Here is a 12,908-nt window from a genome sequence, read left to right as displayed (position 1 = left end):
GGGACGTCCGCGAAAGGTTAACGCGGGACGGCGTCCACGGAAGTATCTCTTCCGAAACAAGGACTTGCGAATGTGTCCACGTGTGGACACTCCCGCAGGCCCGACCGGGATGCCCTTTCCAATCCCGCTCGGATGCCCTAAGCCCGCGCCGTCAGACACTGGAGGGGCCCCATGGGCTACAAGATCGCCGTCGCCGGCGCCACGGGCAACGTGGGCCGCGAAATGCTGAACATCCTCGCCGAGCGCGCGTTCCCCGTGGACGAGATCGCCGCCCTCGCCTCGCGCCGTTCCCTCGGCACCGAGGTCAGCTTCGGCGACCGCACGCTGAAGACCCAGGACCTCGACACCTTCGACTTCACCGGCTGGGAGATCGCCCTCTTCGCGATCGGCTCCGACGCGACGAAGACCTACGCCCCCAAGGCCGCCGCGGCGGGCTGCGTCGTGATCGACAACTCCTCGCTCTACCGCTACGACCCCGACGTTCCGCTGATCGTGCCCGAGGTGAACGCCGACGCCATCAGCGGCTATTCGAAGAAGAACATCATCGCCAACCCCAACTGCTCCACCGCGCAGATGGTGGTGGCCCTCAAGCCCCTCCACGACCGCGCCCGCATCAAGCGCGTGGTGGTATCGACCTACCAGTCCGTCTCCGGCGCCGGCAAGGAAGGCATCGACGAGCTCTGGGACCAGACCAAGGGGGTCTACGTCCCCGGCCAGGAGGTCGCGCCCGAGAAGTTCACCAAGCAGATCGCCTTCAACGTCATTCCCCATATCGACGTCTTCATGGAAGACGGCTCCACCAAGGAAGAGTGGAAGATGGTCGCCGAGACCAAGAAGATCGTGGACCCCGCGATCAAGGTCACCGCGACCTGCGTCCGCGTGCCCGTCTTCGTCGGCCATTCCGAGGCGATCAACATCGAGTTCGAGGACTTCCTCGACGAGGACGAGGCCCGCGACATCCTGCGCGAGGCCCCGGGCTGCATGGTGATCGACAAGCGCGAGAACGGCGGCTACGTCACCCCCGTCGAATGCGTGGGCGATTTCGCCACCTTCATCAGCCGGATCCGGCAGGACAGCACCATCGACAACGGGCTGAACATCTGGGTCGTCTCCGACAACCTGCGCAAGGGCGCGGCGCTCAACGCCGTGCAGATCGCCGAGGTGCTGGGCAACCGGGTGCTCAAGAAAGCCTGACATCATCCGGTCAGTCCGGCTCGATGAGGATCACGTCCTCCGCCTCCGGATCGAGCGGTTCGCCCGTGACCGCCGCGCTCCAGCCCGGCTCCTTTTCCTTCCGGGGGACGCGGCGGGTCAATGGTTTTGGCTGCTCACCCTGCCCAGCCTTTTCGAAGAGCCAGGTGTGGCTGTGGCCGGGAAAGGGCGCCCCGATCCGGCGCATCAGCCGGGCATAGCTGAACCCGAGTTCGCTGGCCTTGCAGAGTCGCTGACGGTCTGGAAAGGACAGGACGGCAAGGCCGCCGCCCGCCTCGACGAGTGTCACCCCCTCTTCCCGCTGCAGCCTGTGGAGCAGGACGGTCCAGGTCGGCGCCTCTGCGAGGATCGGGGCGAGACGCGCCCGCAAGGGCGCGACGAGCCGCTCGTCCGCCCTTACAGGCGGCCTCGCCCCGCGTTCGGCACGCCCGATCTCGCGCGCCAGCGCATCGCGCAGCAACTGGCCAAGACTGATGTCCTGCATCCGGGCAAGGTCCCGCGCCGCTGCATGCAGCGTCCGTCCCAGCCTTATGGTGACAGAGTCGTCGCTCATGGCCCGACCATGGCCGACGAGTATTAACCGCTGGTTGCCGCCCTCAGGGCGGCGACGACCGACCCACCGGGACGAAGTCCCCCGCTGCCGGGTCCCAGGTCTCGAGCCCGCCCTCCGCGATATCCGTCCACAGCCCGTGCAGCGTCAGATCGCCCGCCGCCGTGGCCGTCTCGACGAAAGGAAAGGTCTGCAGGTTCTCCAGCGACACCAGCACCGCCGCCTTCTCCAGCGCCCGCACCCGCGCCGCATCGTCGCCCGCCGGCAGCCGCTGATACCCGGGACGCAGGATGTCCATCCAGCGCCCCACGAAGCTCGTGCTCGCCTCCAGCTCCGGCGCGCGCCCCTCGCACATGTCGTAGCACCCCTGCACCCCACCGCAGATCGAGTGCCCGAGCACGATCACATGGGCCACCTTCAGCGACGTCACCGCGTATTCGATCGCCGCCGAGGTGCCGTGCTGCCCGCCGCCCGACTCGTAGGGCGGCACGAGGTTGGCGATGTTGCGGTGAATGAAGAACTCGCCCTGGTCGGCCCCGAAGATCGAGGTGACATGGACCCGGCTGTCGCAGCAGGAGATGATCATCGCCCGCGGATGCTGCCCGTCCTCCGCCAGCCGGCGGTACCAGGCGCGGTTGTCGGCATAGGTCGTCGCCTTCCAGCCCTGATAGCGCCGCACAAGGTAATCCGGCAGGGGTCTGACCGCACCCATCGCTGACCTCCGATCCGTCACTCAGGCCTCGAGCGCAATAGGCCGGATTTGCGGGAAGTTCGAGGGATTATTCGGCCCCGTGTTCACTGGGCGGCAACCGCGACCGGGCCATGGGATGCCCATGACCCTGCACCCGCATATCTCGCCCTCGGCCCCGGCCGGCCCGCCGCCGACGCCCCTCGTTCCGCGGGAAACGGTGCGGTTCGACCCCGCGCCACTGCTGCGGCTCTACGGCACGCGGGGGGAGGCGGAGGCCGAGGATGCGGTCTGCGCGGTGCTCGAGGCCATCAGCCACCGCCTTCTCCGGCTCGACCGCGATCTCTCCCTGCGCGAGATAGCGGCGATCCCGCGGCTGGCCACCGAAATCGCTGGCCTCGGCGACGGGATCGGCCTGTCCACCCTTGCCACCGTCGCCCGCGCCGTCGCCCGCTGCGCGGAAGCCGGGGACGGGGCGGCCCTCGGGGCGACGCTGGCGCGGCTCGGCCGCGTGGCCGACCGGTCCATTTCCGAGATCTGGGACATCCACGCTCCCTGAGCGACCTTCGACCCGCGGCCCGGCCATGGCCGCGGGCCCGCCGGCCAGCCCGGCCCGTCGGTCCGGACCTCGCTTGCCCCTGCCCCGACAGGCTTCTAGTCTCGCCCCAACACTGACAGGAGAGACCATGCCGCCCCGCCTCGCCCCCGCGGACGCCGACGCGCGCCCGATCACTGCGGTCACACCCGACACGCTCGAGGCCACCCTCGAGGCCCTGCCGGAGCTCGCCCGCGGCTGGGCCCGCGCCCGTGCCTTCTCCGCCGCTCCGGGCGAGATCCTGCCGCTTCCCGGACCGGACGGCGCCGTCGCCGGGGCGCTCGCCGGTCTCGGAACCCCGGAGGCCCGGGCCCGCCTGCGCTTTCCGCTCGCCGGCGCAGCCTCTCTCCTGCCGGAGGGCACATGGCGCTACCAGTCCCTGCCCGAAGGCCTCCGCGCCAACGCCGCCCTCGGCTGGCTGCTCGAGACCTACCGCTTCGACATCTACCGCGCGCAGACGCCCGCCCCGGCCCGCCTTGCCGCGCCAGAGGGGATCGACCCCGCCCGGATCGAGGCCATGGCGACGGGCGAATGGCTCACCCGCGACCTCATCAACACCCCGGCCTCGGACATGGGCCCGGCCGAGCTCGAGGGCGCGGCCAAGACCCTCGCCGCGACCTTCGGCGCCCGAGTCGAGACCATCGAGGGCGCAGACCTCCTCGAGCGGAATTTCCCCCTGATCCACGCCGTCGGACGCGCGAGCCCGCGCGCGCCCCGCCTGATCGACCTCAGGTGGGGCGACACGGGCCCGACCCTGACGCTTGTCGGCAAGGGCGTCTGTTTCGACACCGGCGGGCTCAACCTCAAGCCCGGCGCCTCCATGGGCCTGATGAAGAAGGACATGGGCGGCGCGGCCACGGTTCTGGGCCTCGCCCATATGCTGATGGCCACCGGTGCGCCCCTCCGCCTCCGGGTCCTGACCCCCGCGGTGGAGAATTCCGTCTCCGGTCAGGCCTTCCGCCCCGGCGACATCCTGCGCGCCCGAAACGGCCTGACGGTGGAGATCAACAACACCGATGCCGAGGGCCGGCTGGTTCTGGCCGATGCGCTGGCCCTCGCCTGCGAGGAGACGCCGGACCTTCTCGTCTCCATGGCCACCCTGACCGGCGCCGCGCGCGTCGCCCTCGGGCCGGACCTCGCGCCGGTCTACGCCACGACCGACGCCGATTTCGCGGCGCTCGCCGAGGCCGCCCCCCGGGCCTCCGATCCGGTCTGGCGGATGCCGTTCCACATCCCCTACGAGCCCATGATCGAGCCCGGCATCGCCGATCTCGACAACGCACCCTCGGGAGGCATGGCCGGCTCGATCACAGCGGCGCTCTTTCTGAGGCGCTTCGCAACGGCGCCGCGCTACCTGCATTTCGACATCTACGGCTGGAACCCGCAGCCCGCACCCGGGCGGCCCAAGGGCGGCGCCGGACAGGGCGCGCGGGCACTGTTCGAGGCGCTGCCGGCGCTGCTGCGCCCATGACCGACGCGGGGTCCGGGTTACATGGGGCACACGCCTCAGGTCGGCCCTCCGACATGCGCACCGTGATTGCGCCAGTGACCACGATCTGGCGGGACAGGCAGCGCAGCGCCCGGGATCGCGAGCTCTTGTTCGGCGAGGCATTCCGCGTCGAGGGAGACGCGGACGGCTTGGTCTTCGGTCGCGCCGACCGGGACGGCTACCCGGGCTTCGTCGATGCGACCGCCCTGTCGGACCGAGCGATCGCCCCGACCGACCGTATCACGGTCGCGCGCAGCTATGCCCTGCTTTCCCCCGAGCCGCTGCTCGATCCGCTGCACGCAGCCGTCGAGATGCTGCCGCTCTCTTTCGGCGCCCGGGTGCGCTGCATCGGCGCTGCGAGCCGGCGATGGGTGGAAATCGACCTCGGCCGGCCTCACCCGGGCGGCGTCGATGGCGAGCGTCACGCCTACGTCCCCCGCATCCACATGGGCGAACTCGTGCCCATGGCCGACCCTGTCGCCGTCGCCGAGCTCCTCCTCGGCACGCCCTATCTCTGGGGCGGCAATTCCGCCTTCGGGATCGACTGTTCCGGTCTCGTGCAGATCGCCTGCCTCGCCTGCGGCATCCCCTGCCCGGGCGACAGCCACCAGCAGGAGGCGGAGCTGGGCGAACTCCTCGCCGACCCGAACCCGAACGACCTGCGCCGCGGCGACCTGATGTTCTGGAAGGGCCATGTCGCCTGGGTCGCGGACGGCAGCCGCATCCTGCACGCGAACGCCCATCACATGGCCGTCGCTTTCGAAGATCGGGCCGCAGCGGTCGCGCGGATCAAGGGGCAGGGCGGCGGCCCGGTCACGGCGCTGAAGCGCCTTGCACCCGGCTGATCAGTCCACAGGCCGGATCAGCTTGCGCTCCAGCACCCGCAAGACGGTCTTCAGGTCGTCGCCGCGCTTCAGAACCTGCCCCTCCATCCCGATCACGGCATATTGCCCCTGCCGCAACCGCAGCCGCGGGCGCTTCTCGATCCGGTAGAGCGGGTTCTCCGCGGTGCGGCGAAACACGGAAAAGACCGCGACGTCGCGCAGGCTCGAAATCCCGTAGTCCCGCCATTCTCCCGCCGCCACCATGCGCCCGTAGAGCGAAAGGATCGGCGTCAACTCGGTCCGGTGAAAGGAAATCCGCTCCTCGGTCGGGCGCGGGAACGGAACGGGCGGCTGAAACGTCATCCGGTCAGACTTGCGCCTTTGCCACGCCAAATCAAGAGCCGGGAGAAATGCCGCCGAACCGCCCCGATCGCGCCCTGATTTCGACGTGACCAAAGGTCAGACAGGCCATGCGAAGAAGGATCCGGGGCGCCGAACCATTGCCCCCACCCAGTAAGGCGCCCCGGGTCCGCCTTCGGTCTCTTCAGCCGCAGAAGATCCGTGCGATCCGGCCGTCTTCGCCGATCTCGAAATTGATGCGTTCCGGCCTCAGGTCCATGGTGACTGCATCGCCCGGACGGATAACCCGAACCTGGCCCAGCAGCAGAACCCGCTCCAGCGCCGTGGCATCCTGGCCGATCAGCCGGACATGGCTGCCCGCGTCGCAGAGATCGGCGCCCGGCTCGGGAAGCGCGGGCAGAGGCGGCATCTCCGGCGGACGTGGGGCGCAGCCCGCGAACACCGCGCAAAGGGCAAGGACCGCGGCCCCCGCCCGCGTCATCCGCAATAGACGGAAGTGATCATGCCGGACGGGTCGACAAGCGCATTCACGCGGGTCGGCGCGAACTCCTCCGTCACGAGGCTGTCGGGCCGGATCAGCCGGAATGTGGGCGTCTCGGCGATGCCGATGGTGGAGGCGTCCCGTCCGATGAGATCGAGATAGGATCCCGCGAAGCACGGATCGAGCGGATCCGATGACTCGGGCCGGCGCGGCGAGAACGGGGGTGGAGGCGGGGCCTGTATCTCGTCCACGGCGGCACCCGGGGGCGCGATGGCGACCTCGGTGCAACCGGCGATGGCAAGACAGATGAGCAGAGCGCGGAACTTCATGAGGCCATAAGATCGGTTCTTTTGCAGGCTTCAAGCAGGGCGAAGGTTGATCTTTCACCTTTCCTGACACAGCGTTGCGCCAAAGACATGGGCCACGGAGAAGACCTGATGAGAACCCGCGCCGCAGTGGCAGTCGAGGCCGGAAAGCCGCTCGAGATCATGGACGTCAACCTCGAGGGCCCGCGCGCCGGAGAGGTGCTGGTGGAGGTGAGGGCGACCGGCATCTGCCACACCGACGACTTCACCTTGTCGGGCGCCGATCCCGAGGGCCTCTTTCCGGCGATTCTCGGCCATGAGGGCGCCGGCGTCGTGGTGGAGGTGGGCGCCGGCGTCACCTCGCTCAAGCCCGGCGACCACGTCATCCCGCTCTACACGCCCGAATGCCGCGAGTGCGACTACTGCCTGAATCCCAAGACCAACCTCTGCCAGGCGATCCGCACGACCCAGGGCGCGGGCAAGATGCCCGACGGCACCAGCCGCTTCTCCACGCTCGATGGCGACGAGATCCTGCACTACATGGGCTGCTCGACCTTCTCGAACCACACGGTCCTGCCCGAGATCGCACTCGCCAAGGTGCGCGAGGACGCCCCCTTCGACAAGATCTGCTACATCGGCTGCGGCGTCACCACCGGCATCGGCGCCGTGATCAACACCGCCAAGGTCGAGATCGGGTCGCGCTGCGTGGTCTTCGGCCTCGGCGGCATCGGGCTCAACGTGATCCAGGGCCTCCGGCTGGCGGGCGCGGACCAGATCGTCGGCGTGGACATCAATCCCGGCAAGAAGGAGATGGCCGAGCGCTTCGGCATGACCGACTTCGTCAACCCGACCGAGGTCGAGGGCGATCTCGTGCCCTATCTCGTCAACCTGACGAAGGGCGGCGCGGATTACAGCTTCGACGCCACGGGCAACGTCAAGGTCATGCGCCAGGCCCTCGAATGCGCGCACAAGGGCTGGGGCGAATCGATCATCATCGGCGTGGCCCCTGCCGGCGCCGAGATCTCCACCCGCCCGTTCCAGCTCGTGACCGGCCGGTCGTGGCGCGGCACTGCCTTCGGCGGCGCCCGCGGCCGGACGGACGTGCCCCGCATCGTGGACTGGTACATGGAGGGCAAGATCGAGATCGACCCGATGATCACCCACACCATGCCCCTTTCCGACATCAACACGGGCTTCGAGTTGATGCATTCGGGCGAGTCGATCCGCTCCGTCGTGCTTTACTGACGGAGAGTCGCGCCGCGCACGGTCCGAACGACAAAACTGGTGACGATCTGTCGCACCACCGATAATCATTCCTGATGGACACCGCCCGGTGGGTCGGCGGTGTCTGCCAGGAGCATGTCATGGTTTGGCGCGGCACTTTCAGAAACAACACCACCGAACTCTTCGATCCCAGCTTCGCGGCGGTCGAGGGGTTCTTTCTTCTCACGACGCTGACGGCGCAGAACAGCGGACGCTATCCGCACACGGTGGTCACGACGCCCACCACGGTGATCTACACGGCCCCTGATTTCGCGGGCCGCATCATCTTCACCGGCCAGGGTCTGCAGACCGGCCTCGTGGGTCTCGGAGACGGCAACTCGATGCAGCTGCTGACCGGCGGGCGCATTACCGGCATCCAGTATTTCTTCAACTATCGCCTGCGGGACGCCTCCGACAACGGCGTGCCGGGCGAACAGCAGTTTCCCCTGCGCCAGGCGCAGTTTCTCGAACCCGCGGCGACCATCTCGGTAAATTTCGCCGCCGCGGCCCTGACGAATGCCATCGTGCAATCCTACCGCCAGGATAGTCCTCAGCCGATCCAGAACTTCCTCTCGAGCGACAGCCACGTCTACAACGGGACGAACGGTCCCAATCTGCTTGTCGGGTTCAACGGCAACGACGTGCTCAGGGGCCTCGGCGGAACCGACAACCTCTTCGGCCGTGGCGGCAACGACGTGCTCGACGGAGGAGCCGGCTCGGACGGATTGAATGGAGGCCCGGGCAACGACCTCTACCTTCCCGGCCCCTCCACCTTCGCGCAGAACGGCGTCCCCGACTCGGTGACCGACGACGGCCCGCTCAGCGACATCGACACGCTCTCCTATGCGAATGCCCCCGGACCGGTCGGCATCGACCTCAACTTCAGGGACGGCGATCAGAGCTTCGGCTGGGCGCAGGGCCTTCTCGTGGGCGGCATCGAGCGGGTGATCGGCTCGCGCTTCGACGATGTCATCTACGGCACGGACTTTCCCGAGCGGATCGGCGACACGGCAGACGACACGCTTCTCGGCAATGACGGCGACGACAGCCTCTTCGGGCTTTCGGGCAACGACGTGCTCATCGGGGGCGAGGGCATAGACGTCCTGATCGGCGGCCCCGGCTCCGATACCGCAGGCTATGCCGGGCCGCGCTCCCGGTCCGACGTCTTCTTTCTCGGCGACGGATCGGTCCTCGTCACCGCCCCCGGCCAGGGCATCGACCGTCTCTTCGGCATGGAGTTCCTGCAGTTCTCCGACGGCCGCGTCTTCCTCGGATCGGTGGCCCAGAGCACGAAATCCCTGATTCTGGGAACGAACGGCAACAACAGCCGGAACGGGACCTCCCGCGACGACCTCATGTTCGGGCTCGACGGCAACGACCGCCTGTCCGGCCGGGACGGAAACGACCGGATCGAGGGGAACGACGGCGACGACTCGGTCTCCGGCGGCGCGGGCAACGACGCGCTCTGGGGCAATCCCGGCAACGACACCATCGACGGCGGGCTCGGCAACGACACGATATACGGGGGCACGGGCGCCGACCGCATGACCGGCGACCGCGGCATCGACCGGATGTTCGGCGACGACGGCAATGACGTGATGTCGGGAGATGGCGGCAACGACCAGCTTTTCGGAGGGCTCGGCAGCGACCGGATGACCGGGGGCGGCGGCAATGACCTGATGAACGGCGGCGGCGGGGGGGACAACCTCAACGGCGGGATCGGCAACGACCGCATGAACGGAGGAGGCGGCAACGACGTCCTCTTCGGCCTCGGCGGCAAGGACGTCATGAACGGCGGCGCGGGCAACGACCGCATGTTCGGCAACAACGGCAACGACAACATGAACGGCGCCGGAGGCCGGGACATCATCGTCGGCGGCCTCGGCGACGACGTGCTCTCCGGCGGTGCCGGCAACGACGTTCTCTCCGGGCAAGGCGGCAGGGACAGGCTCTTCGGCGGCCTGGGCAACGACCGGCTGAACGGGAACGCCGGCAACGACCGCCTCGAGGGCGGCAAGGGCAACGACATCCTGAACGGCGGGATCGGCGCGGACGCCTTCGTCTTCCGGCGCGGCGACGGCCGGGACGTGATCCAGGGGTTCCAGAACAACATCGACACGCTGGTGCTCGACGATGCGATCTGGGGCGCCCGGCTGACCCCGCTCCAGGTGCTTGCCCGCTTCGGTGAGAACCTGCCCGGCAACGCGGTGAAGCTGGATTTCGGCGTCCAGGAGATCACGATCGTCGGCATCTCCTCGCTCGGCCAGCTGGCCGACGACATTCAGATCATCTGACCCTGTGCATCGACCGGCTGCTCACCGTGCAGCCGGTCGATGATCCGGCGGATCAGCGTCAGATCGTCGAAGAGCGCATGCAGCGCGTCCTCGATATCCAGAATGCTGCGGTCGACATGGCCGACCTGCATGAACCCGAGCTCCCGGGAAAGCGCGAGAAAGAACCGCTCGCCCTCGAAGCCCGCAGTCATGCTCTTCGCGCCCTCCTTGCCGCCCTCGGTGTCCCCGATGGAAATCAGCGTGTCGAGAAACGCGTCGGGCATGAAGGCCCTCGCCGCTTCCGGGTCTTCGGCATGAACCTCGAACAGCTCTTCGAACCTATGATGCTCGAAGGCGACCCTGGGCATGCCGCGCCGCTTTCCGAAACTGAAGAAACCGGCGAGCTGGTTGCCGACCTTTCCGTAATCCCGAGCGATGAGGATCGGCGTCGGCGCGCCGCCCGGCACCTCGATACTGAACAGCAGCCCCATGAAGATGGTCCTGGTGGTGCCCGAACTGTTCGACCCGCCAGAGCTGCGACGCCGCAGATGCGCCTGCACCATCTCGAACGACGTGTCCCGCCAGGTCCCGCTGAGGTGATGCGTCAGGCTCTTGCGGTTGTATGAGCCGAACAGACCGAGGTCCCCCATCGCGCCAAGTGGAAACCCCGTTGAGGGCTCGCGCGTGTACTCAAGATGGCAGACGAACGAGACCACCGGCGGAATGACAACCTCGTGCAACTTCCGGAGCCATCTGTCGGCCCCCAGACCGCGCAGGACAAATCCCACGATCAGCCCGGCCAGCCCGAATACGAGAAGGAGAACCCAGTTCCCGAAGATCAGCGACAGGGCGATGCCGGCGACCAGCCCGACCGCGGTTGCGATCTTGACCTTGCGATTGCCTGTCTGGACGGCCTCTCGCCGTTCGGCCTCAAGCGCATCGATCCGCGGCGCGATCTGCGCGTCGAAGATCGGCGCGAACCCGCGCTCTATGGCACTCCGCTCGACGAAGGGCATGTCCCCATCCCCGCTGACCGATAAGGCGATAATGCCGGGTGATGGGTCGTCTGTCCAACCTCGCGTCGCGCCGCTGCATCCGATAGGGTCGCCGCACCCTTATCTGGAGATCCCATGGCCGATCACCGCCCCCTCCTCGCCGTCCTGATCGACGCCGACAACACCTCGCCGAAACACGCGGGCGCTCTCTTCGAGGAAATCGCCAGCCTGGGCGAGGCCAGCGTGCGCCGCTGCTATGGCGACTTCTCCAGTCAGCAGATGTCCGGCTGGAACCGCGTCCAGGCCGAACATGGCATCGTGCCGCACCACAGCCCGGCCAACACCGTGGGCAAGAACTCCTCCGACATCAGCCTCGTCATCGACGCGATGGACCTGATGCACACAGGCCGGTTCGACGGCTTCGTCCTGATCTCGTCCGACAGCGACTTCACCCGCCTGGCGAGCCGGATCCGCGAACAGGGGCTCGACGTCTATGGCATCGGTCAGAAGAAGACTCCCGACGCCTTCCGCAAGGCCTGCAAGCGGTTCATCTTCCTCGAGAACCTCGTCCCGTCCGAATCCGCCCCCTCCGGAGAGAACCGCATTCCGGCCAGCGACAAGACCCGGCCCGTGGTGGAGGCCCGCGACATCATCCTCCGCGCGATGGACGCCATCGACCAGGAAGACGAATGGTATGCCCTCGGCCCCCTCGGCCAGTTCATCACCGCCGCCGATCCCGATTTCGACACCCGCACCTACGGCCGCAAGAAGCTCTCGGACCTCGTCAAGGACCTCAAGGTCTTCGAGACGAAGCGCGGCGAGGGCAACCAGCTTCTCGTCCGCCGCCTCGACTGAGCCTCAGATCATCGACGGCACCACGAGGTCCGGCGGCCGATGCCCGTCGTCGAAGGTCTTGATGTTGATGATGACCTTCTCGCCCATCTCGAGCCGCCCCTCCCTCGTGGCGGACCCCATGTGCGGCAGAAGCACCACGTTCGGCAGGGCCCGCAGCCTCGGGTTCACATCCGTTCCGTTGCCGTAGACGTCGAGTCCCGCCCCGGCGAGCTCCCCCGCCCGCAGCATCCGGGTCAGTGCGTTCTCGTCCACCACCTCTCCGCGGGAGGTGTTCACGAGGACGGCGGACGCCTTCATCAGCTTCAGCCGCCGCGCGTTCATCAGGTGAAACGTCGCGGGCGTATGGGGGCAGTTCACCGAGATCACGTCCATCCGAGCCACCATCTGGTCGAGGCTCTCCCACCAGGTCGCGCCCAGCTCCTCCTCCACCTCCCCGCGCAGCCGCCGCCGGTTATGGTAATGCACCTGCATCCCGAAGGCATTGGCCCGCCGCGCCACCGCCTGCCCGATCCGGCCCATGCCGAGAATGCCAAGCCTGCGCCCCGCGATCCGCCCGCCCAGCATCGCCGTCGGGGCCCACCCCGCCCAGTCGCCGGTCTGCATCAGCGCCAGCCCCTCGGGGATGCGCCGCGTGACGGCAAGGATCAGCGCCATGGTCATGTCGGCGGTGTCCTCGGTCAGCACGCCCGGCGTGTTCGACACCAGGATGCCGCGCTGTCGGGCGGTGGCGACGTCGATATGGTCCACCCCCGCGCCGTAATTGGCGATCAGCTTCAGCCGGTCGCCCGCCTGCCCCAGCAGGCCCGCATCGATCCGGTCGGTGATCGTGGGCACCAGCACATCCGCACCCTGCATCGCCGCCACCAGCGCCGCGCGGTCCATCGGCGCGTCGTCCGGGTTCAGCCGGACGTCGAACAGCTCGCCCATCCGCGCCTCCACCGCCTCGGGCAGGCGTCGCGTGACGACAACAGTCAGACGGCTCTTCGACATGCGGCACTTCCTCTCCCGTCGCCTTGCA

At 68.1% G+C, this 12,908-nt stretch carries 14 protein-coding genes; 7 read left to right on the top strand and 7 right to left on the bottom strand.

The annotated features are described in order from the left end of the window. The first annotated feature begins 171 nt into the window (after positions 1-171). Positions 172-1,194 (top strand): aspartate-semialdehyde dehydrogenase, encoded by a 1,023-nt coding sequence (locus EAT49_RS18385; protein ID WP_123643771.1) that lies wholly within the window; start codon positions 172-174, stop codon positions 1,192-1,194. 10 nt (positions 1,195-1,204) lie between these two features. Here the strand turns inward: EAT49_RS18385 and EAT49_RS18380 are convergent, their stop codons facing one another. Together EAT49_RS18380 and EAT49_RS18375 are read right to left on the bottom strand one after the other, a co-directional pair. Continuing rightward, positions 1,205-1,765: a hypothetical protein gene (locus tag EAT49_RS18380; protein WP_185020829.1), complete on the bottom strand. Its 561-nt coding sequence runs from the start codon at positions 1,763-1,765 to the stop codon at positions 1,205-1,207. A gap of 43 nt (positions 1,766-1,808) precedes the next feature. Next, positions 1,809-2,474 (bottom strand): carbonic anhydrase, encoded by a 666-nt coding sequence (locus EAT49_RS18375; RefSeq protein WP_123643770.1) that lies wholly within the window; start codon positions 2,472-2,474, stop codon positions 1,809-1,811. A gap of 121 nt (positions 2,475-2,595) precedes the next feature. Here EAT49_RS18375 and EAT49_RS18370 point away from each other — a divergent pair, with 121 nt between their 5' ends. The 3 genes from EAT49_RS18370 (at position 2,596) to EAT49_RS18360 (ending at position 5,379) form a co-directional block, all read left to right on the top strand. After that, a complete protein-coding gene (locus EAT49_RS18370; RefSeq protein WP_123643769.1) occupies positions 2,596-3,009 on the top strand; it encodes a hypothetical protein in 414 nt (137 codons plus the stop codon). Between the two features lie 127 nt (positions 3,010-3,136). Next, complete coding sequence (locus EAT49_RS18365) at positions 3,137-4,516, top strand: leucyl aminopeptidase family protein (protein ID WP_123643768.1); 1,380 nt, start codon at positions 3,137-3,139, stop codon at positions 4,514-4,516. Between the two features lie 53 nt (positions 4,517-4,569). Next, on the top strand, positions 4,570-5,379 hold the full coding sequence (locus EAT49_RS18360) for a C40 family peptidase (protein ID WP_123643767.1): 810 nt from the start codon (positions 4,570-4,572) through the stop codon (positions 5,377-5,379). Here the strand turns inward: EAT49_RS18360 and EAT49_RS18355 are convergent, their stop codons facing one another. The 3 genes from EAT49_RS18355 to EAT49_RS18345 all read right to left on the bottom strand — a co-directional run bounded on the left by EAT49_RS18355 (position 5,380) and on the right by EAT49_RS18345 (position 6,528). Next, positions 5,380-5,721, bottom strand: coding sequence for a DUF2794 domain-containing protein (locus tag EAT49_RS18355; protein ID WP_123643766.1), 342 nt, complete (start codon positions 5,719-5,721; stop codon positions 5,380-5,382). A gap of 181 nt (positions 5,722-5,902) precedes the next feature. After that, a complete protein-coding gene (locus tag EAT49_RS18350) occupies positions 5,903-6,127 on the bottom strand; it encodes an I78 family peptidase inhibitor (protein WP_185020828.1) in 225 nt (74 codons plus the stop codon). A 68-nt stretch (positions 6,128-6,195) separates the two neighbouring features. Next, the gene (locus tag EAT49_RS18345; protein WP_123643764.1) at positions 6,196-6,528 is read right to left on the bottom strand and encodes an I78 family peptidase inhibitor; all 333 of its coding nucleotides are present in this window, start codon (positions 6,526-6,528) and stop codon (positions 6,196-6,198) included. Between the two features lie 108 nt (positions 6,529-6,636). Here EAT49_RS18345 and EAT49_RS18340 point away from each other — a divergent pair, with 108 nt between their 5' ends. Together EAT49_RS18340 and EAT49_RS18335 are read left to right on the top strand one after the other, a co-directional pair. Continuing rightward, a complete protein-coding gene (locus tag EAT49_RS18340) occupies positions 6,637-7,749 on the top strand; it encodes an S-(hydroxymethyl)glutathione dehydrogenase/class III alcohol dehydrogenase (RefSeq protein ID WP_123643763.1) in 1,113 nt (370 codons plus the stop codon). Positions 7,750-7,868: 119 nt separating this feature from the next. After that, the gene (locus tag EAT49_RS18335; RefSeq protein WP_148078752.1) at positions 7,869-10,061 is read left to right on the top strand and encodes a calcium-binding protein; all 2,193 of its coding nucleotides are present in this window, start codon (positions 7,869-7,871) and stop codon (positions 10,059-10,061) included. Here EAT49_RS18335 and EAT49_RS18330 read toward each other — a convergent pair. Further along, the gene (locus tag EAT49_RS18330) at positions 10,049-11,056 is read right to left on the bottom strand and encodes a DUF3137 domain-containing protein (RefSeq protein WP_123643761.1); all 1,008 of its coding nucleotides are present in this window, start codon (positions 11,054-11,056) and stop codon (positions 10,049-10,051) included. The two genes, EAT49_RS18335 and EAT49_RS18330, sit on opposite strands and share 13 nt — an antisense overlap. A gap of 114 nt (positions 11,057-11,170) precedes the next feature. On the opposite strand from EAT49_RS18330, the gene EAT49_RS18325 reads away from it, so the two are divergent. Beyond that, positions 11,171-11,890 (top strand): NYN domain-containing protein, encoded by a 720-nt coding sequence (locus EAT49_RS18325; RefSeq protein WP_123643760.1) that lies wholly within the window; start codon positions 11,171-11,173, stop codon positions 11,888-11,890. A gap of 3 nt (positions 11,891-11,893) precedes the next feature. Here the strand turns inward: EAT49_RS18325 and EAT49_RS18320 are convergent, their stop codons facing one another. Further along, the gene (locus EAT49_RS18320; protein WP_123643759.1) at positions 11,894-12,880 is read right to left on the bottom strand and encodes a 2-hydroxyacid dehydrogenase; all 987 of its coding nucleotides are present in this window, start codon (positions 12,878-12,880) and stop codon (positions 11,894-11,896) included. Positions 12,881-12,908: the final 28 nt, after the last annotated feature.

It is taken from the genome of Histidinibacterium lentulum (assembly GCF_003789055.1).
Lineage (GTDB): Bacteria > Pseudomonadota > Alphaproteobacteria > Rhodobacterales > Rhodobacteraceae > Oceanicola > Oceanicola lentulus.
Note: the sequence above shows the minus strand (reverse complement) of the source record. Positions and strands in the feature narration are given on the sequence as shown.